General features: G+C 43.8%; 19 protein-coding genes and 1 tRNA gene. 12 read left to right on the top strand and 8 right to left on the bottom strand.

Annotated features, from left to right (window positions below; translation table 11 throughout):
• Window positions 1–97 precede the first annotated feature (97 nt).
• A complete protein-coding gene (locus tag JMX70_RS04005; RefSeq protein ID WP_201589801.1) occupies window positions 98–1,585 on the bottom strand; it encodes an alpha/beta hydrolase in 1,488 nt (495 codons plus the stop codon).
• Window positions 1,586–2,062: 477 nt separating this feature from the next.
• Between JMX70_RS04005 and grpE the strand changes: the two genes are divergently transcribed.
• The 7 genes from grpE to JMX70_RS03970 all read left to right on the top strand — a co-directional run bounded on the left by grpE (window position 2,063) and on the right by JMX70_RS03970 (window position 9,600).
• A complete protein-coding gene (grpE, locus tag JMX70_RS04000; protein WP_201589798.1) occupies window positions 2,063–2,677 on the top strand; it encodes a nucleotide exchange factor GrpE in 615 nt (204 codons plus the stop codon).
• A 253-nt stretch (window positions 2,678–2,930) separates the two neighbouring features.
• On the top strand, window positions 2,931–4,874 hold the full coding sequence (gene dnaK / locus JMX70_RS03995) for a molecular chaperone DnaK (protein WP_201589795.1): 1,944 nt from the start codon (window positions 2,931–2,933) through the stop codon (window positions 4,872–4,874).
• A 332-nt stretch (window positions 4,875–5,206) separates the two neighbouring features.
• Window positions 5,207–5,749, top strand: a complete 543-nt coding sequence (locus JMX70_RS03990) for a porin family protein (RefSeq protein WP_183619232.1) — start codon at window positions 5,207–5,209, stop codon at window positions 5,747–5,749.
• Window positions 5,750–5,987: 238 nt separating this feature from the next.
• Complete coding sequence (locus tag JMX70_RS03985; RefSeq protein WP_201589792.1) at window positions 5,988–6,563, top strand: porin family protein; 576 nt, start codon at window positions 5,988–5,990, stop codon at window positions 6,561–6,563.
• Window positions 6,564–6,711: 148 nt separating this feature from the next.
• On the top strand, window positions 6,712–7,185 hold the full coding sequence (locus tag JMX70_RS03980; protein WP_201589790.1) for an NfeD family protein: 474 nt from the start codon (window positions 6,712–6,714) through the stop codon (window positions 7,183–7,185).
• A gap of 21 nt (window positions 7,186–7,206) precedes the next feature.
• Window positions 7,207–8,067, top strand: coding sequence for an SPFH domain-containing protein (locus tag JMX70_RS03975; RefSeq protein ID WP_201589788.1), 861 nt, complete (start codon window positions 7,207–7,209; stop codon window positions 8,065–8,067).
• A gap of 156 nt (window positions 8,068–8,223) precedes the next feature.
• A complete protein-coding gene (locus JMX70_RS03970) occupies window positions 8,224–9,600 on the top strand; it encodes an esterase-like activity of phytase family protein (RefSeq protein ID WP_201589786.1) in 1,377 nt (458 codons plus the stop codon).
• A 103-nt stretch (window positions 9,601–9,703) separates the two neighbouring features.
• Here JMX70_RS03970 and hemN read toward each other — a convergent pair whose 3' ends face one another.
• Window positions 9,704–11,248, bottom strand: a complete 1,545-nt coding sequence (gene hemN, locus JMX70_RS03965; protein ID WP_201589784.1) for an oxygen-independent coproporphyrinogen III oxidase — start codon at window positions 11,246–11,248, stop codon at window positions 9,704–9,706.
• Window positions 11,249–11,437: 189 nt separating this feature from the next.
• On the bottom strand, window positions 11,438–13,936 hold the full coding sequence (locus JMX70_RS03960) for a penicillin acylase family protein (protein WP_201589781.1): 2,499 nt from the start codon (window positions 13,934–13,936) through the stop codon (window positions 11,438–11,440).
• A gap of 378 nt (window positions 13,937–14,314) precedes the next feature.
• On the opposite strand from JMX70_RS03960, the gene JMX70_RS03955 reads away from it, so the two are divergent.
• Complete coding sequence (locus JMX70_RS03955; protein WP_201589778.1) at window positions 14,315–15,856, top strand: YifB family Mg chelatase-like AAA ATPase; 1,542 nt, start codon at window positions 14,315–14,317, stop codon at window positions 15,854–15,856.
• Window positions 15,857–15,864: 8 nt separating this feature from the next.
• Here the strand turns inward: JMX70_RS03955 and ilvD are convergent, their stop codons facing one another.
• Window positions 15,865–17,547, bottom strand: coding sequence for a dihydroxy-acid dehydratase (gene ilvD / locus JMX70_RS03950; RefSeq protein ID WP_201589774.1), 1,683 nt, complete (start codon window positions 17,545–17,547; stop codon window positions 15,865–15,867).
• Between the two features lie 360 nt (window positions 17,548–17,907).
• Here ilvD and JMX70_RS03945 point away from each other — a divergent pair, with 360 nt between their 5' ends.
• On the top strand, window positions 17,908–18,201 hold the full coding sequence (locus JMX70_RS03945; protein ID WP_201589771.1) for a hypothetical protein: 294 nt from the start codon (window positions 17,908–17,910) through the stop codon (window positions 18,199–18,201).
• A gap of 144 nt (window positions 18,202–18,345) precedes the next feature.
• Window positions 18,346–19,020: an NnrS family protein gene (locus JMX70_RS03940; RefSeq protein ID WP_201589768.1), complete on the top strand. Its 675-nt coding sequence runs from the start codon at window positions 18,346–18,348 to the stop codon at window positions 19,018–19,020.
• A gap of 100 nt (window positions 19,021–19,120) precedes the next feature.
• On the opposite strand, the gene JMX70_RS03935 is transcribed toward JMX70_RS03940, so the two are convergent.
• The 4 genes from JMX70_RS03935 to JMX70_RS03920 all read right to left on the bottom strand — a co-directional run bounded on the left by JMX70_RS03935 (window position 19,121) and on the right by JMX70_RS03920 (window position 21,249).
• Window positions 19,121–19,840, bottom strand: coding sequence for a phosphoglycolate phosphatase (locus tag JMX70_RS03935; protein ID WP_201590574.1), 720 nt, complete (start codon window positions 19,838–19,840; stop codon window positions 19,121–19,123).
• Window positions 19,841–19,932: 92 nt separating this feature from the next.
• The gene (locus tag JMX70_RS03930) at window positions 19,933–20,433 is read right to left on the bottom strand and encodes a DUF4385 domain-containing protein (protein ID WP_201589765.1); all 501 of its coding nucleotides are present in this window, start codon (window positions 20,431–20,433) and stop codon (window positions 19,933–19,935) included.
• A 195-nt stretch (window positions 20,434–20,628) separates the two neighbouring features.
• A tRNA-Phe gene (locus tag JMX70_RS03925) sits at window positions 20,629–20,704 on the bottom strand.
• A gap of 122 nt (window positions 20,705–20,826) precedes the next feature.
• On the bottom strand, window positions 20,827–21,249 hold the full coding sequence (locus JMX70_RS03920) for a hypothetical protein (protein WP_201589762.1): 423 nt from the start codon (window positions 21,247–21,249) through the stop codon (window positions 20,827–20,829).
• A gap of 346 nt (window positions 21,250–21,595) precedes the next feature.
• Here JMX70_RS03920 and hisB point away from each other — a divergent pair, with 346 nt between their 5' ends.
• Window positions 21,596–22,243, top strand: coding sequence for an imidazoleglycerol-phosphate dehydratase HisB (hisB, locus tag JMX70_RS03915; RefSeq protein ID WP_068404355.1), 648 nt, complete (start codon window positions 21,596–21,598; stop codon window positions 22,241–22,243).
• Window positions 22,244–22,888 carry an imidazole glycerol phosphate synthase subunit HisH gene (gene hisH, locus JMX70_RS03910; RefSeq protein WP_201589759.1) on the top strand — a complete coding sequence of 215 codons (645 nt, stop codon included), beginning with the start codon at window positions 22,244–22,246 and terminating at the stop codon, window positions 22,886–22,888.
• Window positions 22,889–22,924: the final 36 nt, after the last annotated feature.

The following is a 22,924-nucleotide window of genomic DNA, read 5'->3' as shown; positions in this document are numbered from 1 at the left end:
TATCATATTAATGCCCTTGACGATTTAGTTGGAATAAACCTTGAACTGCCTATTAAACGCCAACCTCACTTTTTAGTGATAACAGCCGTTTTATTTATTAGGCTGCTAATAAATTTTGTGTACTGATGACGTCACGTACAAAGCCAGCAAAGCCATGAATAATATGATTGGTTTGCTGCTCAAGTCCTTGGTGCACGCTCATAAAATGAATAAAGCCATGCGGCGCACCATAGACCGTATAAGTTTGGACAGCTCTACCATAATCCTCTAACTGCTTGGCATATGCAAACGCCTCATCACGTAAAACGTCCAATTCTGCTGCAACGACATAGGTCGGGCAAATGTGGCGATTGTCACCGAGCATAGGCGACGTCAAGATATGTTGACGTGGCAGCGGACTATTTTCTAAACAAGCCGCATCAAAAACCGCCACATCGGCGTGATCGAGCAATAACCCTTCGCCGTATAGCTCCCAGCTTGGATAATCATTTTCGATATCCGTTACGGGATATAAAGGCATTTGTGCCAGTGGCTGCGGCAGGCGCTGCAATATCTCAAACGTTTTTTGCCCATCAACGCCTAAATCTTGCCATGCTTTTGCAGACGGCGTGATGACTTGTTGCGCAATCATGGTTGATAAGCCGCCGCCTGCACTATCTCCTGCCAAAACAATACGCGATGCTAATGCCCCGAATTTATAGCAATTATCCGCCAACCAAGCATAAGCGGCAATACAATCTCTTAACCCCGTAGGCGCAGGATGTTCAGGCGCTAGGCGATAATCGACACTAACCACTGGCCATCCTGTTCGCTCACAGACGGCATGACAAAATTCGTGATGGGTGTTGATATCGCCGATACAAAAGCCACCGCCATGGAAAAATAGCATGACGGTTTCATCAGGATTGCGTTTGGCTTTCTTTTTAAAACTAAAGCCTGCTGCGTTTACTTGCTTTTGATAACAACGAACCAGCATATCGCCATCATCCGCATTGGCAATCGTCTTATCTTCCCAATTGACGCTAGGCTCATTTTTCTTGGTAAAAGGTTTTATCGTGTCAAATAACGAAGAGCTTGCCTGCTGCCAAACTCTTGGCGTTTGCATAGCAACGGCGTCAGTGGCAAAACGTTTACGCAGCTCACCCATCTCTGAGAGCTGTAAAGGGGTTTTAAGCTTACTATTCACCGCAAGGATCAAGCGCAGATGCGCATCAACGTGTTCATACTGCTTAGCCGTTGGACCCTCTAGGTAAACGACCAGACTGTCTAATACCGCCTCTGGTAAGAGACCGACACTTTTCATTGCGTAATGCAATAGATGGGGCTGATAAGTCGTCAGCAAATTGTGATGTAGTACTTTGTCTCTAATAGTTAGGTGTTCGCTGTCAATGCAGGATTGCCTATCGTCAGTGCTTATTTGCAAAGTATTGATGGGCAATGGCTCTTTTTCAACATTCTCTAAAGAGTTATTTGATGAGTTAACAGATGAATGCTGACGTTTTTCTTGAGCTAAAGACGTAAGGTTTAGTGTCCTTACTGCTTTATTAAGTAAGGTGTTAACTGATAATGTCGCTGAATAAGGCATAACACCTCCCATAAACGATAAATTATATTTGTAGTTATCATAAGATAGGCAAAAATAAAGTTGAGTATTCTTTGGTAATAGTGTGCAGGCTAATAGTAATTTATCTGGCTTAAATGACGCTTTTTTGTAGGTTTTGTTAGTGAAATGAAATACTTATTGACGATAAGGGTAAAGGGAGTAAGGTAATTTTAGAGGAGGCAAACGTTTTAATTATCACCATACCGTTATCATGGATTAAGGCGGTATTTATAACCAGCGATAAAAATTCTGCAGAGTAGGCTTGAAATTTACTCGCCTCACCTTTATTAATCAGCTATCAGAAGGTAGTTAAAAATTATTGCTAACCATAGGTGATTTATAAAATCACGGTTTGGCTAATGGTCGATTATTTCATTATCTGGCCAATTTATGGTGTTGTTTTCTAATCCATCATTATTCAGTTAATAGCCTTATTCATAATTATATAAAGGAGCCATCATGAACGAGCAGAATAATAACCACGAAAATATTGATCAAAACGTTTCACACGACAACGTTTCGCACGACAATGTCGAGCACGACGACAGTATCTTAAAAGAAACGCTAGAAGAGTTTAATCCCCAGCAAAATTCAGGTGCAGAGAGCACGATTGCAAACGATATCGATTTAGATACGTTTAAAGCGCGTATCGCTGAGCTAGAAGGCGAAGTCAAGCAAGCCAAAGAAGGCACCGCTCGCGCCAATGCCGAAGCGTACAATGCGCAAAAACGCATGGAACAAGAAGCCGATAAAAGCAAAAGATTTGCCCTGCAGAAATTCGCCAAAGAGTTATTAGAAGTAGTCGATAATTTAGAGCGCGCTATCGAAAACGCCCATGCAGATGACCCTGTTACCGAAGGGGTAAGATTGACTCATAAAGCGTTGTTAGACGTGTTGAATAAAAATGGCGTTGAAGTCGTCGAGCCACAAGGCGAGAAATTTAACGCTGATTTGCATGAAGCGGTCGGTATCGATGCCGATGCGCCAGCCGATACAGTAGGTACGGTCTTGCAAAAAGGCTATAGCTTAAACGGTCGTCTGTTGCGCCCAGCGATGGTACGCGTTGGTCAGTAGCAATCAAATATAGAAGATTTAAGGTATTAGTATTTAAAAAATAAGTCTTTAATTGTACTAAACCCTATTATTAATGGGGTTTTACACAAAAAATCACACAAAAGGCAATATTTAGTAGTGGATTGGCTTGAAAAAACGAAGCCTTAAACCGATATAAAGCAACAAGTGACCGACTAGATGTCGATAGTTTTCATAATCTAGGGTCTGATGATATAGATATTTTTATTTAAAAATAAATTAGGAGCAATTAATTATGGGTAAAGTAATTGGTATTGATTTAGGTACAACTAACTCATGTGTGGCAGTGATGGAAGGTGATAAAGTTAAAATCATCGAAAACGCTGAAGGTACACGTACCACACCATCGATTGTCGCTTATAAAGATGACGAGATCCTTGTTGGTCAGTCAGCCAAGCGTCAAGCGGTCACCAACCCAAACAACACCCTATTTGCCATTAAGCGTCTGATTGGTCGTCGTTTTGATGATAAAGTCGTGCAAAAAGACATCGGTATGGTGCCTTATAAAATCGCCAAAGCTGATAACGGTGATGCGTGGGTCGAAATCAACGGCAAAAAATTAGCGCCACCACAGGTTTCTGCTGAAATCTTGAAAAAAATGAAAAAAACAGCCGAAGACTATCTTGGTGAAGCCGTTACTGAAGCTGTTGTTACTGTCCCAGCTTACTTTAATGACTCACAACGTCAAGCAACCAAAGACGCCGGTAAAATTGCCGGTCTTGATGTAAAACGTATTATTAACGAGCCAACCGCTGCCGCACTTGCTTATGGTATGGATAAAAAGCAAGGCGATAGCACCGTTGCTGTATATGACTTGGGTGGTGGTACTTTTGACGTATCAATCATCGAAATCGCTGACGTCGATGGCGAACAGCAATTTGAAGTACTAGCAACCAACGGTGATACATTCCTTGGTGGTGAAGACTTTGACTCAGCGTTAATTGACTTTTTAGTAGCCGAATTCAAAAAAGACCAAGACGTCAACCTAAAAGGTGACTCTCTTGCGATGCAGCGTCTAAAAGAAGCGGCAGAAAAAGCGAAAATCGAGCTATCAAGTGCCCAAAGCACGGAAGTGAATTTGCCATATATCACTGCCGATAGCAGTGGTCCTAAGCATTTGGTTGTCACTATCAGCCGCTCAAAACTTGAGAGCTTAACGGAAGAATTGGTACAACGTACCATGGGTCCTTGTAAAACAGCTCTAGAAGATGCTGGTCTAAAAATCGGCGATATCGATGACGTTATCTTGGTAGGTGGTCAGACTCGTATGCCTCTGGTACAACAAAAAGTACAAGAGTTCTTCGGTCAAGAGCCACGTAAAGACGTCAACCCTGACGAAGCAGTTGCCGCTGGTGCTGCGATTCAAGGTGCGGTATTGTCTGGTGACAAAACTGACGTCCTATTGCTTGACGTAACACCATTGACGCTAGGTATCGAAACAATGGGCGGTGTTATGACGCCAATCATTGAGAAAAACACCATGATTCCGACTAAGAAATCACAGGTATTCTCAACGGCAGAAGACAACCAACCAGCAGTAACCATTCAGGTTTATCAAGGTGAGCGTAAAATCGCTAACCAAAATAAACAGCTCGGCCGTTTTGACTTGACCGATATTCCACCAGCACCACGTGGTCTACCACAAATCGAAGTGACTTTTGACATCAACGCTGACGGTATCATGAATATCTCAGCGAAAGATAAAGGTACTGGTAAAGCACAAAGTATCCAAATTAAAGCGGATTCTGGTTTGTCGGACGAAGAAGTCGAACAAATGGTGCGTGATGCCGAAGCGAACGCTGCTGAAGACGAGAAATTCGCTAACTTAGCACAAGTTCGTAACGAAGCAGATGGTCGTATCCATGCGGTACAAAAAGCACTGAAAGACGCCGAAGATAAAGTGACTGAAGATGAAAAATCAACAGTAGAAACGGCTATCTCTGAGCTTGAAGCAGCTGCTAAAGAAGACGATCATGACGAAATCAAAGCCAAGCTTGAAGCGTTAGACAATGCCTTCTTGCCAGTTAGCCAAAAGATTTATGCAGATAGTGGTGCAGGCGCAGAAGGTATGGATCCAAGCCAGTTCCAACAAGGTGCGGACAATGCTGGCAACAGCAACCAAGCTGATGATGACGTCGTCGATGCTGAGTTTACTGAAGTAGATGAAGACAAAAAATAAGCGAGATTAAAAGCTAAAATTGACGTCTGATTTATAATAAAGAACGCACCTTTCGAGGTGCGTTCTTTTATTTTGCAAACTTAGCTCGGGCTAATGAGTAGGAAGTATTACCCAAAACCGGTGGTTGTAACAAAAGATTTCATATATCAGCCTTTGTAACCCGAGTGCTGACAAACATTTGCAAAACTTAACTTTCTTACCATTAAACACTGACAGAGTCTTTGACATAGTTTGTTACTATGTATACATCGTTAGCAAACAAGGCGATATGGCTAAAAAAGCCCACATAAATAAATAACTTGTTTGTCCAAATTGATTTTAAGGAGCTACATATGAAAACTCTACAAAAAACTCTACTTGCACTAGCCGCTGGTTCTTTAGTAAGCATGGGTGCACAAGCAGCTGTATCTTATGGCAACGGCTATACTGGTCAACCATACGTCGGCGTGAAAGTCGGTCAGTTTGACTTGGATTATGCTGGTACTGATAAACCAACAGCTTATGGCATATACGGCGGTTATAACTTTGATCCTAACTTCGGTATTGAAGCTGAATACGTAGGCTCAGATGATGCTGATTATAGTAGCTTTGGCCAAAATGGTGACGTAGATGCCAAGTCTTATGGTGCTTACGGTACATATCGTTATGCTTTCCCAAACACTGGTTTATATGCTAAAGGTAAGCTAGGTGTTGCTAAAACTGAAGTGGAAGGCAAAAATACTTTGACACAAAACTTCTCGGATAGTGATACTAGCCTAGCTGGTGGTGTAGGTCTTGGATATTCAGTAAACCCTAACTTCAGCGTTGAAGCTGAGTATGACAAGTTAGGTAGTGATGTTGATCTTATGACCGTTGGTGCACAACTTAAATTCTAATTATTTGAATCTTAAGTTCTTTAATTAGCAATAGCTTAAATAATTAGTAAAGTAAAAAACGATCACTTCGGTGGTCGTTTTTTTATGCGAAAAGAAAAAGTGCTGTAAGCGTCATTAAAAAAACAAGCATTACTAAAATTGTTCTGTTAGTATTGCGCGTCCAACAATAGTTGAACCAATTTGCATGCTTTGTAATACTCATCCAAATTGTATTTTAGTTTATTTAACAGGAACATATATGAATACTCTACAAAAAGCTTTAATCGCATTATCAGTTGGTTCTTTAATGAGTGTAAGCGCGCAAGCGGCACTTAACTATGCAGGTCAGCCGTACGCTGGTGTAAAAATCGGTCAGTATAGCCCAGATGAAGCAGAAGATGACGCTGTATCGTATGGTGTTTATGGTGGCTATAAATTTACACCAGAGTTTGGTATTGAAGCTGAGTATCTAACTACTAGCGACACTGATGCATATGAAGACCGCTTTGAAAAATCAGAATATAGTGCTGATGTATATGGAGTATACGGTACTTACGACTATACTTTTCCGAGTACAGCACTCTATGTTAAAGGCCGTTTAGGTATAGCAAAAAACAAAATTGACGTAGACTATACTGATAAAGTTCTTCCAAGCGATAGTGACAGCGCTAGCTTTTCTGATACTGGTGTAGCCGGTAGCTTAGGCTTAGGTTATAACTTAAGTCCTATGGCAAGTATTGAAGCTTTATACAATATTTATCCTACAATTGATTGGGATGGTGATGAAGATTTAGATGCTAATGGATTTACTTTAGGCGCACATTTCAAATTTTAATTAGCTTCCAAAGAAGTAAAAACGATCACTTCGGTGGTCGTTTTTTTTATGCGTATAACTTTTAAGGCGCTGTTTGATAACAAAATGTGCTACATTGAAAGCTAGATTGGCAAGAATAGGGAATATGACAATAATGGAGATGTTTTGGATGATCGAACCTTGGCACTGGCTCGTATTAGGTTTTGTGCTGCTGATCGTCGAGATGTTTGTACCGACGTTTGCCAGCCTTTGGTTTGGGGCAGCCGCTATTATCGTTGCCGCCCTCTTATGGTTAATACCTATCCCTGTCTCCGTCCAAATCATTATTTGGTTGGTGCTTTCGGCTATCTTTTTAGTAGCGTGGTTTAAATTTATCAGACCCTTGTCTGTCGATCGCACCAAAGCGGGATTGGGCGGTAGTGTCATCATCGGTGAGACTGGTATGATTATCGTCGCGCCGCAACCTGAGAGAGCTGGTATGGTACGTTTTAGCGTGCCTATCGTTGGTGCTGCCGAATGGATGTGCCGTACGAGCGGTGAGCAAGTTGCCGTCGGCGATCGTGTGATAGTGACGGATATCGTAGGTAATGAGCTGATTGTCAGTAGTATGCAAGCGCAAGCAGTTATTAATAAAAATAGTTAGGCATAATAATAGAGGTGCAACATGGAAAGTTTTAGTATTGTCATGATCGTTTTGATTGCATTGGTCGTGTTTACGGTGTTTAAAGGCGTGCGCATTGTTCCTCAAGGGTATAAATGGGTGGTGCAGAGACTCGGTAAATATAGCCAAACCCTAGAGCCGGGATTAAATTTAATCATTCCTTATGTCGACGACGTGGCTTATAAAGTCACGACCAAAGATATCGTCCTTGATATTCCTTCGCAAGAAGTCATTACCCGAGACAACGTGGTCATTATCGCTAACGCCGTTGCTTATATTAATATCGTCCGCCCCGATAAAGCGGTTTATGGTATCGAAGATTATGAATACGGTATTCGAAATCTAGTGCAGACGTCTTTGCGTTCAATCATTGGTGAGATGGATTTGGACAGCGCTTTATCAAGCCGTGATGAAATCAAAACTAAGCTAAAACACGCCATCTCAGAAGATATTGCTGATTGGGGTATTACCCTCAAAACCGTAGAAATCCAAGATATCAATCCCTCGCAAACCATGCAAGCCTCGATGGAAGAGCAGGCGGCGGCAGAGCGTTTACGCCGTGCTACCGTCACCCGTGCCGACGGGCAAAAGCAAGCGGCTATCTTAGAGGCAGATGGTCGCCTAGAAGCGTCACGCCGAGATGCTGAAGCGCAAGTGGTATTGGCGAAAGGCTCAGAAGAATCTATTCGTTTGATTACTGCTGCAATGGGCGACGAAGAAATGCCGATTGTCTATTTGCTTGGCGAGCAATATATCAAATCGATTCGTCAGTTAGCCGAATCTGATAACGCAAAAATGGTGGTATTACCGGCTGACATTCTAAGTACCATAAAAGGCATGGTAGGTGATAAGCTTAAGGTTTAACTAAGTATGCTTTAGGTGTATTTAAATTTGTTAGACAAATAGTCAGTGAGCGTTTTACGTACTGACTATTTTTTTAACTTTTAATTGATAGCTAATCAACTTTTTAGCGTGCATTACTCTATTTTTAATAACAATAATAATTCAAGGAAAATAATAATGGCTAACGAAGATATCAATAATAAAATGACGGCTATAAATGAATTTGTGCAAGGTAGCCCGTTGCCTTATAGCGTACTTGATGCGTCGCATATCAATGCCGCTTATCCTGAGCAGGAATTAAAGATTCGAGGCGGCGGCTACGGCTCAGATGCAGCGGCGCATCCAACCAATGCCAATCAATTTTATGCCCTGACCGACCGTGGGCCTAATGCCGATTTTGACGGAATTGCTGGTAAAGGTAAACAGTTTCTTGTACCAAATTATACGCCGTCTATTGGGTTGTTTGAATTGCAAGCTGACAGCAAAATTATCAAAGTAAAAGAAATAATTCTAAAAGATAAAAATGGCAATCCTATCTCGGGACTACCAAACCCCAAGGCTTTTGGCGGTACCAACGAAGTACCTTATAATGTCCATGGTCAGCCGATGACAGTCAACCCGCAATTGCCTTTTGATGCAGTGAGCAATCCGATCAAAACTGATATCAATGGTTTAGACCCTGAAGGGCTCGCAGCGCTGCAAGATGGCAGCTTTTGGGTCAGCGATGAGTACGGTCCGCACCTTGTGCATTACGATGGCAATGGCGTAGAGATTGAGCGTATCAATGCATTTGCCAATGATGAGCGTAATAATGTGATGGTTGAAGGTAAGCCAATTTTGTTACCGACGGAATTTACCAAACGCCGTGCCAATCGTGGCATGGAAGCGTTAACCATTACGCCTGACCAAATGACGCTTGTCGGTATCATGGAATCCTCTATGGACAATCCCGATAAGTCAGGGCGACTATCTAGTTTGGTACGTATGGTAACGATTAACTTAGTTTCAGGACAAATAGCGCAGTATTTATATCGATTGGATAATGCAGCGCATGTGACCTCTGGCATTGTGGCGCTTAATGACCATGAGTTTTATCTCATTGAGCATGATCGCAAATTCCCGCTCCAAGATAAGTCGGCACAAAAACTCATTTATAAAATTGATATCGCGCATGCAACAGATATTGAAACTATTTTAAATGATGGAAGCGTTAGGCAAGATGAGACGGTTGGTTTGACAGTGAATGGACAAACGCTTGAGCAGTTGATTGCCATTGATGAAGAAAACTGGCAAATGCTTGAAAACATAAACATCACGCCTGTTAAAAAGACCTTGGTCGTCGATGTGCTGGCGAGCTTAGAGTACCCACATGATAAGCTTGAGGGCTTATGGTTAAGACAAGATGGTTCATTGGGTCTACTCAATGATGATGATTTTGCAATGACAGATACTGATATAATCAATCCAAAAAGTAGCGTCGAGCAAAAGTATCTCGATAAAGAAAAAACCATTGAAGATGCCAATCGCTTATATATTGTTATGCCGACTGAATAGAGTAGATTGATTTATCCTAAAAACCTTACTTATCGTCACCAAAAAAAATACCTCATAAAAGTGAGGTATTTTTTATTATTTACTCGAAAGAAGCTTATAAAGCTTAGATAACTTTTGAAAAGCGATTTCTATGTTTTTTCTCAAGATATTCATCGAACACCATAGCGACGTTACGCCCTAATAGACGACCTTTTGGCAGGACGCGAATACCAGCGGCATCCATGTCAATCAAGCGGTCCTCTTGCATCTCGCCCAATTGCTGAATTTCATCTATAAAATAAGTAATGGCATCGATACCGAATTTCTGATTGACATCTCTAAAGTCGATATAGTCATGACAGAGTAGATTCATAATCACGTATTCACGCAGACGATCTTTAATCGAGGTTTTAATCACATTGACCGCTGGCATGATCGCTGGATTATCACGCGCGGCATCAATATTTTCTTTATATACCTGCAAATCCGTATGGTTTTGCAAAATATAGCTGCTATTGGCGTTAGAGATTTGGCTGATTGACGACACGCCAAAGCCCAACAAATCGCAATCGCCCATGATGGTATAACCCTGAAAATTACGATGTAATTTGCCTTCGCGCTGGGCGATAGCAAGCTCATCGTCAGGTTTGGCAAAATGGTCGATACCGATATATTGATAACCGGCTTCGCTCAAGGTATTGATGGTATTACCGAGCATGGTAAGCTTGGCAGCTGGCGTCGGTAAATCTTCCTCTTTAATTTGGCGTTGCGATTTAAAGCGCTCAGGTAAATGAGCGTAATTGAATACCGATAAACGATCGGGTGACATCTCGATAACACGGCGTACGGTCTTGTCTAGAGTCGTTGGCGTTTGATGCGGTAAGCCGTAAATCAAATCGACGTTGGTAGAATGGAAGCCCAATCTACGCGCTTCAGCAAGCACATTCTCAATCAGTTCAGCAGAGTTGATACGGTTGACGGCGATTTGTACTTTTTCGTCTAAGTCTTGTACGCCTAGACTGACGCGGTTAAAACCAAGGTTACGCAGTACCGTTAGTGTCTCGTCGCCAAGCTCACGCGGATCGATTTCAATAGAGTAATCGCCTTGGTCTTCTGGCAAAAATTCAAACTGGGTCTGCAAAAACTCCCAAAGTTTTATCAACTCATTATCTTGTAGAAAGGTTGGCGTACCGCCACCGAAATGCAGCTGCTTGACCAGTGGATTTTTACGATCGGCTGGCGTTTTTAATAGGCTACGTTTGTGCTTGATTTCTGCCATTAAATATTCTAAATAATCTCCAGCATCACTGTTCTTTTTGGTGATAATTTTATTACAAGCACAGTAGTAGCAAAGATGACGACAAAACGGAATATGGAAATACAGCGATAAGGGCGCATCGGCTTCGCGCTCTTGCAGAATCTTAGTCTCCAGCCCCTCAGGCATCGGTGAAAATTCTAACGCGGTCGGGTAGGAGGTATAACGCGGCCCAGATCGATTGTATTTATTGATAATTTCTTCATCGAATGCCGGCAGCTGCTTACTGGTAATGCTGCCACGAGTACTGGCATAGGGATTGGGCATCTCAACCACAGGACGTGCAGTAGTAGGCTGCTCGTCGGCATGAGCGAAAGATTTTTGGTCGCTATTGATATCGGCTGGTTCTGACATGCGAGATTCCTCGGTTTAACTGTATAAATCGCCACTTAAGTAATAAGTAGTATAACAAATCAATAGTCATAGTGGCATGGACGGTAAGTTTTCGTATATACCCATAAAGTTGTATTGCTATCTACAATAAAAAAAGACTTCAGGATTACCCTAAAGTCTTTTTTATTATAATCAATAATTTAGCTAGAACTATTCTCTCAATTTAATCACTTCACCAACCGCTTGTTCGGATATTTCGCTCTTACTAAATGGCAGACGAATCCACTCTTTATCTGAATAACGGCGCGTCTGATCACGATGATAAGGGCGCGTTGTATCTCCTGCTTGTGAGTAGGCAAGTAACGCTTCTACGACAGGACCTTTACTATCAAAGGTCACTGACTGCATATAGGTTGGGCCATTATTAATAATATAATTACCAGCCTCATTGACTCCTGCACCTCGGGCAACGTTAAAGATACCTTCGCTACCATAACCACCATGCATAGGAATGTGCTGGTTGTTCTTGCCAGCATCTAGCACATATTGCAGCTCACCTAAGCTTGCATCAAGTGCAATGCCTTTATTTTGGAAGTAGGCAATCGCATCGCCTAAAGCTTGGCGAGTCTGGGCAGTGATTTTTAGCTCGCGCGGTGTATTGATGGGGTCGGCTTCGTTAAAAGGGACTTTAAATGAATCATTTGTATATTCACTAAAACCTGCCTTGTTCCAAAACTCTCTAAACACATGCGCGCCTCGGCTGTCGATGTTGTTGCGACGGTCCCAATTATTCAAGATGCTACAGGCTTGTTTGGCTTCGATAGTTGCGCCACCTGTCAGAGGTAGCATAGGGTTGGCATTACAATCGGCTAAGACATCATCGAGAACTAATTCGGCGGCATAACTGCGGTTGCCATAGACGACGTCTTGCATATTATCTAAGGTAAAGGTAGTACCACCCAAGTTATCTGAGTTATCCAAACGGTCTAATACTTGCTGAAATGCCATGCGTGTACGTAAAGAAAGTGGCACGCCCTCTGGGCTAGTCGCACTAGGGAATTGCGTTAAACGGCGACGTAGCAGCGGTGAAAACCCTGTTAACGGCTCATCTAAATTACTCAACCAATAAGTATCGTTTGAGTTAAGCACATAATCGTCACGAATCAAGAAAGGCAGGTTTGAGCGCCCAAAGATGCCCGCTTGCGGCGAATCGGCATCATTACCCCATTCGCAATCAGCCTTACTACCATCTAATGCTGGTAGACCAAAACTGACGATGGCTTGTAAATAAGGCTTGCCAGCCGTACAGCTATTTAATTTATCTGCGGTGACATGCGGCACGGTAGAGATATCAGCATACAGTGCTTTACCGTAGCGGTCGGTGGCAATGGTATTGACAAATCCTAGCCCAACCTGATCTTGCATTTTATCCACCAAGTCCTCTACGCTGGTGGCTTGATTCATACTGCGCCATTGGTTCAGTGAGCGAGCGTTTTCAGCGGCGGCATCACGGATGCTAAAGGCGATATTGTTCGCGCCCCAAGGTGGCAGTAAACCATTGACTTGATCGACAGCTATCATAGGACCAAAATGTGACGAATAAACCGATCTGTCCAGCGTCTTATTGTCTGGCAGTTGGATAGTGACGTCATCCTTTTTAATATCGCGCTGCTCAACGACGCCTGCACTATTGGTATAGTTGTACTTCATTGGGTTGCCGTCTACTAGGCTTAGCTGATAAAGGGTAAAGCGCTTAGCAGTCGATACCGTATGGCTCCACGCGACGTCTTTATTAAAGCCAATGTTGGGGAAAGGTTGGCCTTGTTGTCCTGCTCCCATGACGTCAAGCTTGCCTGGCAGTGTTAAATGAAATTCATAAAAGCGTTGTAAACCTTCCCATGGTTCATGAGGATTGCCATAAAGGATACCACTTTTGGTGCCCGTAACTTCGCTACCAAAGGCATAGGCGTTACTGCCGCCATCCGTTACATTGATGGTTGTCATATCAAAATCAAAGCCTGAGGACAAATCCGCGGCCGACTCTGATGTTAGGTCGTTCTCTGGCTCTATAGAAAGCGTACGCCTTCGCGAGCTACCCATGATACCTTTTTCGACAGTAGGCGCCGCAGTGGCAATAGGCGTGACAAAGTTTGATAGACCACCGCGTAGATTGGCCTTGCCATAAAGCGCTAGCAAATCATCAGTCGTGATTTCACGAACCCATTCAGCGCCGGCACAGTCAGGATCGATATTGTCGACACCTTTATCACGCAAATAGCGGCTATAACCGGCGGCATAACCAGCTACTGCATCTAAAACCTCGGGCTCTTGCGCGTCCAAAAACTGTTTACGCTTAGCGTCTGAATTATACCAGGTATAAAAGACATCACTATCGATATCCCCTTTATCGCCTAGATAGCGCATACTCTCACCCTTAGCGATTACAATTTCGCGCGCTAAGGAGCAGATATTGTCTTCGGCAAAAGCATACCCGACGCCATAACCCAAGCCTTTATAGTTTTTAGCAGTGATGTGCGGTATGCCAAACTCAGTGCGCTGGATATCCGCCGCATAAGTACTATCGCTAGTATCGTCGTCTATATTGCCGTTAAAATTGTCGTTATCCGAACAGCCAAATAATCCCAACGACACTGCCATTGTTAATAGCGTGAGTGTGCGTACACGCCGATTAAGCACATTAATGCTCATGAGCTTACCCATCCATGGTTAATTACGATTTTATAAAGTGCTGACGAGAATTACCGCCAAGCTTTATGTGTCAATAAATTCCTTTTATTGCCATGCTTTTATCTGTCTCATTTTCTATTTTTTTGAATGAAATAATGAATAAGAAAAATTAAAAACATTTATCAATCATATAACACTTTTAAATATCTATGCTAGCGAATAAATCGCAGAATTTAGGCGCTGATATTTTGCTTAGTAGTAGTCAGAAATGAGTTTTATCTATTAAAAAATAGGCTAGAAATAATAAGGTTTAAACGGATTGATAAAAATAGAACACGACATTTGCGCGCTGATTGATAATGCTCTATTATCGATTAATCTTTATAGTAGGAAACGCTGATGTCGTTCGCCCAAGTCTATACGCGTTCAGTCGTCGGACTGCACGCGCCGCAGGTCATTATCGAGGTGCATTTATCACAAGGCTTGCCAGCGCTGACCATTGTCGGCTTGCCTGCCGCTGCTGTGCGCGAAAGTAAAGACAGGGTGCGCTCGGCGATTTTGAATTCGGGCTTTCAATTCCCTAATCGGCGTTTAACGATTAATCTAGCACCGGCAGACTTGCCAAAAGATGGCGCAAGGTTAGATTTGCCAATAGCCATCGGGATTTTGGCCGCCAGTGGACAGCTTGAGCCAGAAACGTTATCAGGGTTTGAGTTTATCGGTGAGCTTGCACTCAATGGCGAGTTGCGGCAAGTGAGTGGTAGCTTGGCAGTAGCACGAGCGATAAAAGCAGAAATGCTAGCAGCATGTAAAAATACTGAACAAGATTCGCCGCTACGTCAGTTAATCGTACCTTGTGACAATGGAGCAGAGGCAAGCCGTGTCGACGGGGTGACGATATTGGCGGCGCAAAACTTAAAGGCAGTCTGTAATCATTTGCAGTCGCTCGCAGATTCTAGCTTGATAGATGAGCGCTTAGAAGTCGTGCAAGCAAACGCTGCGCAGAGTAAAGTTGCTTACAAAGTAGATTTGGCAGATGTCAAAGGTCAGCATCATGCTAGGCGGGCGTTAGAGATTGCCGCCGCTGGTGGTCATTCGATACTGTTTACCGGACCGCCGGGTTCGGGCAAGACGTTGATGGCATCACGGCTACCAACTATCTTGCCAGACTTGAGTGATGAAGATGCATTAGAGGTTGCTAGCACCTATTCAGTGGCAGATAGCGACTATGATTATGGTACACGCCCCTTTAGAGCGATTCATCACACCATATCTGCGGTGGCATTGGTTGGTGGTGGTTCTCGTCCCAAACCTGGCGAGATCACCCTTGCTAACAAGGGAATTTTATTTTTAGACGAGTTACCAGAGTTCGACCGTACGGTTTTAGAAGTATTGCGTCAGCCGTTAGAGGCCAAGCAAATCACCATTAGTCGTGCCAACTCGCAGCTTACTTTCCCCGCAAACTTTCAACTGGTAGCAGCGATGAACCCGTGTCCGTGCGGCTATGATGGTGATGGCTCAGGCCGATGTCGCTGTCGACCTGAGCAGATTAAGCGCTATCAAGATAAATTATCTGGGCCGTTACTTGATCGGATTGATTTGCATATTACCGTGCCAGCGCTACCGATTGCTGATTTACAAAATGCGCAGGCTGGCGAAACCTCTGAGCAAGTGCGAACGCGAGTCGCTGCCGCCCATCAGCAGCAATTAGAACGGCAAAAAAAGGTCAATAATGAACTGAGTCCCAGCGAGATTGATAAATATATTCATTTGGGCGAGGGCGAGCAGCAATTATTACAGCTTGCGCAGCAGCGTTTAAATCTATCGGCGCGCGGTTATCATCGGGTATTGCGCGTTGCGCGCACTATAGCCGATTTAGCAGATAGCGAAGGCATCACCAGCGCTCATGTCTCTGAGGCGCTAAGTTATCGTAGCAAGTGATTTAGCGCTTAAAACCTATCGGTAATGGCACCTTCTGAGGCACTACCAACGGTTTTGGCGTATTTAGCCAGTACGCCGCGCTTTATATTTGGCTCTGGAGCGATCCACCTGCTTAAACGCTTCTCAATGTCTGCTTCGCTGATGTTTAAATTTATTTCATTGTTATCGGCATCAATGGTGATGGTGTCGCCGTTTTCAATAATAGCAATCGGGCCGCCAACCATGGCTTCAGGGGTGATGTGCCCGACGACAAAGCCATGACTACCACCAGAGAAGCGGCCATCGGTAATTAAGGCAACATCATTGCCCAAACCGCGACCCATAATGGCAGAGGTCGGTGACAGCATTTCACGCATACCAGGGCCGCCTTTAGGACCTTCGTAACGAATAACAACCACGTCACCCGCCACCACAGTGCCATCTAAAATAGCGCTCATGGCATTTTCTTCGGAGTTAAACACACGTGCTGTGCCGGTAAACTGCGTACCTTCTTGGCCACTGATTTTTGCCACCGCACCGGTTGGTGCAATGTTGCCACGTAAGATGCGTAAGTGGCTGTCAGCTTTAATGGGATTGTCGAACGGACGGATAATATCTTGGTCCTCAGGGTAATCTTTTACGTTAGCCAAGTTTTGAGCGATGGTGTTGCCATTAACGGTTAAGCAATCACCATGCAGTAACCCTTTTGCCAATAAACGTTTCATTAATGGCGCGATGCCACCAATTTCGATGAGCTCTGACATCAAGTAGCGACCTGAAGGGCGTAAGTCGGCCAACACAGGAACGCGCTTTCCTATTTCAGTAAAGTCATCAATGCTAAGCTCGACACCGATGGCATCGGCCATGGCGAGCAGGTGCAGAACCGCGTTGGTTGAGCCGCCTAACACAATCACTATGGTAATAGCGTTTTCAAAGGCTTTGCGCGTCATAATGTCGCTGGGCTTGATATCGTTATCAAGGAGCCACTGGATCGCTTCACCGGCTTTTCGGCAATCTTCCCGTTTTTCAGGAGAAATAGCCTCTTGTGCCGAGCTGCCCGGTAAGCTCATGCCAAGCGCTTCAATGGCTGATGCCATGGTATTGGCAGTATACATGCCGCCGCAAGAACCAGGGCCGGGGATAGCCGTTCTTTCAACTTCTAAGACTTCCTCTTTGCTCATATCGCCGCGCGCATTGGCACCGACGGCTTCGAAGACAGAAACGATATCGGTGTGGTTTTTGCCCGGCTGAATGGTGCCGCCATAAATAAATAGCGAAGGACGGTTTAAGCGCGCCATGGCAATAAGGCAACCCGGCATGTTTTTATCGCAGCCACCGATAGCAATGATCGCGTCGTGACCTTGGCAGCCCGATACGGTTTCAATAGAGTCGGCAATCACTTCACGCGATACCAGTGAGTATTTCATACCTTGGTAACCATTCGCGATACCGTCAGAGATGGTGATGGTGTTAAAAATAATGGGTTTGCCATGGGCAAAATAAACGCCTTTGGCCACTTCATCCGCTAAACCATTAATATGAATATTACAGGGCGTCACTTGGCTCCAAGTCGAGGCAATGCCCACTTGCGGCCGTTTAAAATCTTCATCGGTAAAACCGACAGCACGCAGCATAGAACGTGCTGGGGCTTTTTGAATACCATCGACCAAAATAGAGGAGTGTTTTCTGTTGGTATTGTCTTTTTTAGTCATTCTTTGTCTCCAATAGCATACGGTTTATTGGCTTATTTAAGCCAAAGTGCTATTTAATCATACGCTAAACCGGTTATAAAAACCTAGTACTCCAAGACTTACACTGGATTATTCACCCATAACTCTCGACACTTTATTATACTTAACCCCAAACATACCTTTAATGCTCGTTTAGACAAATTGACGTTTTATAAAAGGATTCTTTTGTTAATGAAAGCCAAACCCCCTTTTGCTCATACTTATTGGTTTCCGCTTGCCGCGTTGTATTCCGCTTTAACGCTACCTTTATCAGTGGGTGGTCAGCTCGGCTAGTTTACGGTCCCTGTAGGCTTACAGTACGCTTGGGGTTACGGTCATGAAATGATTTTTGGATTTGCTTTGATTGTCATTGCAGGTTATCTGGCTGGCCCGCAACCAAAATCCTATATCTTTACTGTGATGGGGTTATGGCTGGTGGCCAGGTTGAGTTTTTGGTTTGCGCCTATTTTTCTGCGAACAGCTAAGAAATGGCGAAACAAATCGGCAGGATTTGTGCTGGTAGGCTTAGGTATTGCAGCGCTTGGTTTTCATATGGTTATGCAAAGCGATCAGTCAGATGGCTTGAGTCTGAGGTTCTTATTAGGGCGTGTCCTCAATTCAAGCGCTTGTATCTAAATGGGCTAAAAATGGCTAAATTTTATCAAACATCGTCAAATAGCTGACTAATATCTCGATATTATTTGCGCTATTTTCCTCGTTTGACGGCAATTTATCTCATTTTTATCACCATTTTTAAAATGAGGACACGCCCTAGAAGCGGTGTTGTTGTTAAGCGTGTTGACGTTTTATATGGGCGGGCGAATAATAGCGCCAGCGTTGGCAGGGCATTTTCAGAGTCAAAACCGCTTCTTAAAAGATCGTGTGCAGCCCAGGTTTGAAGGCAGTATTTTAATTCTGCTGTTTTCAGTATTGGTATTAAATCTACTGACCTTTACTTGGATTAAGCCCGTGATGGCAGCTCTTTTACTGTTTGGTGCGCTGCTCTGTATGATTCGAGTACTGCGCTGGCGACCATGTTGGAGCTATGGGCGTGCCGATTTATTGGCCATGCTTTTGGGTTACAGCTGGATTATCGTGGGCTGGTTAGGTATTGCTTTGAGCTTAATAACAGCCAATTTTCCGATTACCAAAGCGTTGCACGCCATTACTATAGGGGCACTGGGAACGCTCACCTTCACAGTGATGTCGCGAACTCGATCACACCGAGTATTGCGTGACACGAACGCCAAGCCTTTTGTCTTTATCTTGGCGTTATTGATAACCGCTGCGGCATTATTGAGGCTTAATCCTACTTGGCTAGGGTATTCTCAAAGTATTTTTTTAGCGGCCTGCTGCTGGAGCTTTGCTTTTATCGGATTGTTTATTTGGTTAATGTGGCTCAACAAAATAGAGAAAAAAGTGAAACGGCAACGACAATTAATGCAGGATAAGTAGGCGCTTAAGGCGTTAATTATAATATTAGCTCGCTTAACACTGTCAATGGCAATGGTTACTGCGTTACTTTGAGCACTATATCAAATCCCTATCAAAAACTTTATACGCCCAATAGTTTTAATAATTCAGCAAAATTATCAAACGCAAAGTTTGGCTTACTATCACGAATATCGACACCATAATTATAACCATATGAGAGCCCAATGGTATCCACGCCCGCATTTTTTCCCGCTAAAATATCATTGATCGAATCACCAATCATAAAAGCGTCAATAGGCGCAAACCCCAGCGCCTCACAAACGTGTAATAACGGCGCAGGATCTGGCTTTTTAGTCGGTAAGCTATCGCCGCCAATCACTTCGCTAAATAGCGGCGTCCAGCCCATATGATCTAGTATTTTAGGAACAAAGCGAATTGGCTTATTGGTCACCAGTGCCAAGGTATAGCCCGCGTTTTTAAGCTGATGCAAGCCGTCGCTCACATCAGGATAAGCCGTGGTTTTTTGACAATCAAGGGCGCCATAAGCGGCAAAAAAGATACGAAGCGCTTCCTCTACCGCATCGTTGTCTAAGCTGTCATCAACAATCACCTGACCTAATAGCGCTCGCTCAACCAATACACGCGCGCCATTACCAATCCAACCTTTAATGGTATCAAGAGCGAAAGGAGATCGACCTAGTTGCTCAAGCATTAGATTGGTGGCATCCGCCAAATCAGGAACGCTATCGATCAGCGTACCATCAAAATCAAAGATGAGAAGCGGTTTTTGTTGTGAAGTAAGTTGCGGTGTAATGGGCGCTGGGGCAAGGTTATTGGACATCATAAAAGCTCTTATTATTAATTTAGGATAAAGCGTAGCACAATCAAGCGCCTGAGGTCATTGTGATTCATGGTTATCATTTTTATAACCGGTTATTTGAAGTCTTTATAGCGTGCGCGATGTTCGGATTTCATTCTAAGATAGTCTGCGTTTTCGCGGCATTTATCCCAAGTTTGCTTAAAAATACGCGCTGACTCTGCTTTGATAGGGTCTTCAACCTGCCGTGGTAGCTCTTCACGGCCATGGGCGCCGCTTTGACCCTTTTTATCGTCAGGGACGGGTCCTTTGTATTTCTTGCCACCTTTGTGGTTGGCGTAGCGGCGGGCGCGAGTATAGCCCATTTGAATAAATTTACGTGCCATATCGGCACCGACGAAGTCATCGGTAGCGAGATAATCTAAGAACATTTGATAAATGGTTTCGCTGCTTTCCTTTGCCATATCAGGGGTTGCAAAGCGCCAATGTGGCAATATTTCCGACTTATAAGGCTCGACCAATAACACGCCTTGCTCACCGCGACCGACGCGATATAGCTCAGGGTGCGCGCGCAAGTCTAGGTTTTTATAATCCAAATCATAATCAAACTCTCTCATGGTTTTACCCTTTTACTTTGCATTAATCGTTTTAGTATAGAGAGAGTTTATCCTTTAAAAACAGCCTAAAAGTGTTATGAATTAGTGCGACTAACAGTTGTAGTAAATAGCTATCCTTATAATTTTTATTAAATTTTAACCATAAAAAAAGCCCCAAACAGTAATGTCTAGGGCTTTTCGGAATACTTAAACGAATGGTGGCTCGAGGCAGGTTCGAACTGCCGACACACGGATTTTCAATCCGTTGCTCTACCGACTGAGCTATCGAGCCGTCTTCGTTGAGGCGCTATTAAACTAAATATAGGCGTTACTGTCAAGTGATTTTTGCATAATAAGTGAGAAAAGCCTATAAATAATCGAATATCAGCCAAAACTAAGCTTTTAACCTCGTATTTAATCCTTAGCGCGCAGGAGCTCATACTCGCTCATAATACGGTGAATATCGGCATCGACTGGCACGAACTGGCGCACGCCTTTTTTCACTTCAGCATCATAAACCAGTTTGATAAATTTCGCATCGATAGCGCGCCCACGATTTTGGCTATGAACAGTAAGATATTGCAAGCGCTTGGCATCGGTTTGCCCATCATCAAAGCAAGCAACCGCGGCGATAGGCTTATCATTAAACATGCCGACATACAAAGTCTGACCACTCTTAAAACCTTGCTCAACGAGGTTTAATACCTCTGCGCCACTTGGCTGATTGTCATCGCTGTCATATAAGGCATGCAGACGCTCTGATAACTCGTTCTCGCGGGCAGGGTTTTTAATTAGGGGCGCATCTAAGCTATTGATGGCGATCGCTTCTAAAGGCATAATCGGTTCCTATAAGTGTTTACCGCGTCGTAACATCGAATGTAGCGCTGAGGGATCAGCGCGGGTGATGATTGATAATACTGAACGCACTATTTTAGCAGAATAGGGCGATTTTGTGCGTGGATTACTGCTTGGTCGTGGCAGTAAATGCTAGGGTTTGCTATGATGAAGATAGACAAGGGTTTATACGCCAAAAACCCAATATTCTACCTTTTTAAATAAGCTTTTTAGTAAACATTGACCTCACTTTCAGCTTAACTTTTATATTTCTTAGACGCTAGTAAGAATGCTTTGGGCGCTTTTTCGCCCTATTTTATTGACCGCTTTTCATTTATAGAGAGTAGCCATGACAGCCAATTCTACCGAACAAAATCAAAATTCTGCTCAAAATCTTTTCGGTCATGCCGCACGTACGGCGACCGTTACGCGTAATACTGCTGAAACGCAAGTCACTTGTACGGTAAACCTTGATGGTACCGGTCAAGGCACTGTCGATACTGGCGTACCATTTCTAGACCATATGATTGACCAAATCAAGCGTCATGGTCTGTTTGACTTAGATATCAAATGTACTGGCGATACCTTTATCGATGATCACCACAGTGTTGAAGATACGGGTATCACGCTTGGACAAGCGTTCAATAAAGCATTGGGCGATAAAAAAGGCATCCGTCGTTACGGGCATTTTTATGCGCCACTCGATGAGTCACTGACGCGCGCGGTGGTTGATTTGTCTGGTCGTCCAGGACTTCATATGGACATTCCGTTTACCCGCTCGCATGTTGGTAACTTCGATGTCGATTTGTTTAGCGAATTTTTCTACGGCTTCGTCAATCATTCATGGATGACGGTGCACTTGGACAACCTCAAAGGTAAAAACAGCCATCACCAAATCGAGTCAACCTTTAAAGCGTTTGCTCGTGCGCTACGTATGGCTTGCGAATATGATGAGCGTGCGCTGAATACCTTGCCATCGACCAAAGAGGCTTTTTAGATGAGTCGAACCACAAAGATTGCATTATTAGATTATGGCATGGGTAATTTGCACTCGGCCAGCAAGGCGTTAGCAGCGGTCGGGGCAGAGGTTTCTATTACCAATGACCCAAAAGTGGTCGCGGCGGCTGATAAGATTTTCTTCCCCGGTGTCGGTGCGATGCGCGATTGTATTGCTGGCATGCAAGATGCGGGTATTGACGAGGTCATACGTCAGGCGATATTTAATAAGCCTGTTATGGCCATCTGTGTTGGCATGCAGGCGTTGTTTGAGCAGTCCGCTGAGAATGGTGGTACAAAATGTTTGGGCATCTTAGATGGCAATGTAGAAGCGTTTGACCCGACGTGGAAGGATGAGCAAGGGGTTACCATTAAAGTGCCGCACATGGGCTGGAATACCATCAGCGGCATGGATTTCGCCCATCCGCTGTGGAATGGTATCGAGGACAACGCGCATTTTTACTTTGTACATAGCTATTACTGCGCGCCTAGCGACAATGCACAAGTGGCGGCCGTTTGTGATTATGGTCAGCCGTTTTGTGCCAGTATTTTGCAAGACAATTTATTTGCCACCCAGTTCCATCCAGAAAAGAGCCACACCGCAGGTCTGCAGCTATTAAAGAATTTCGTCGATTGGGATATTTAATAACTATACTTTAAACATTTCTTCAATAAGAAGGTA

It is taken from the genome of Psychrobacter pulmonis, assembly GCF_904846465.1.
Classification (GTDB): domain Bacteria; phylum Pseudomonadota; class Gammaproteobacteria; order Pseudomonadales; family Moraxellaceae; genus Psychrobacter; species Psychrobacter faecalis.
Note: the sequence above shows the minus strand (reverse complement) of the source record. Positions and strands in the feature narration are given on the sequence as shown.

Bases quoted from the DNA above. Each gene is read 5' to 3' on its own strand.
- JMX70_RS03975 (WP_201589788.1), top strand. From the start codon at position 7,207: ATGGAAAGTTTTAGTATTGTCATGATCGTTTTGATTGCATTGGTCGTG.
- hisH (WP_201589759.1), top strand. From the start codon at position 22,244: ATGAGTCGAACCACAAAGATTGCATTATTAGATTATGGCATGGGTAAT.
- JMX70_RS03930 (WP_201589765.1), bottom strand. From the start codon at position 20,433: ATGAGAGAGTTTGATTATGATTTGGATTATAAAAACCTAGACTTGCGC.
- JMX70_RS03990 (WP_183619232.1), top strand. From the start codon at position 5,207: ATGAAAACTCTACAAAAAACTCTACTTGCACTAGCCGCTGGTTCTTTA.
- hemN (WP_201589784.1), bottom strand. From the start codon at position 11,248: ATGTCAGAACCAGCCGATATCAATAGCGACCAAAAATCTTTCGCTCAT.
- JMX70_RS03935 (WP_201590574.1), bottom strand. From the start codon at position 19,840: ATGTCCAATAACCTTGCCCCAGCGCCCATTACACCGCAACTTACTTCA.
- grpE (WP_201589798.1), top strand. From the start codon at position 2,063: ATGAACGAGCAGAATAATAACCACGAAAATATTGATCAAAACGTTTCA.
- JMX70_RS03920 (WP_201589762.1), bottom strand. From the start codon at position 21,249: ATGCCTTTAGAAGCGATCGCCATCAATAGCTTAGATGCGCCCCTAATT.
- JMX70_RS03955 (WP_201589778.1), top strand. From the start codon at position 14,315: ATGTCGTTCGCCCAAGTCTATACGCGTTCAGTCGTCGGACTGCACGCG.
- dnaK (WP_201589795.1), top strand. From the start codon at position 2,931: ATGGGTAAAGTAATTGGTATTGATTTAGGTACAACTAACTCATGTGTG.
- JMX70_RS03960 (WP_201589781.1), bottom strand. From the start codon at position 13,936: ATGAGCATTAATGTGCTTAATCGGCGTGTACGCACACTCACGCTATTA.
- JMX70_RS03945 (WP_201589771.1), top strand. From the start codon at position 17,908: ATGATTTTTGGATTTGCTTTGATTGTCATTGCAGGTTATCTGGCTGGC.
- hisB (WP_068404355.1), top strand. From the start codon at position 21,596: ATGACAGCCAATTCTACCGAACAAAATCAAAATTCTGCTCAAAATCTT.
- JMX70_RS04005 (WP_201589801.1), bottom strand. From the start codon at position 1,585: ATGCCTTATTCAGCGACATTATCAGTTAACACCTTACTTAATAAAGCA.
- JMX70_RS03970 (WP_201589786.1), top strand. From the start codon at position 8,224: ATGGCTAACGAAGATATCAATAATAAAATGACGGCTATAAATGAATTT.
- JMX70_RS03985 (WP_201589792.1), top strand. From the start codon at position 5,988: ATGAATACTCTACAAAAAGCTTTAATCGCATTATCAGTTGGTTCTTTA.
- JMX70_RS03980 (WP_201589790.1), top strand. From the start codon at position 6,712: ATGATCGAACCTTGGCACTGGCTCGTATTAGGTTTTGTGCTGCTGATC.
- ilvD (WP_201589774.1), bottom strand. From the start codon at position 17,547: ATGACTAAAAAAGACAATACCAACAGAAAACACTCCTCTATTTTGGTC.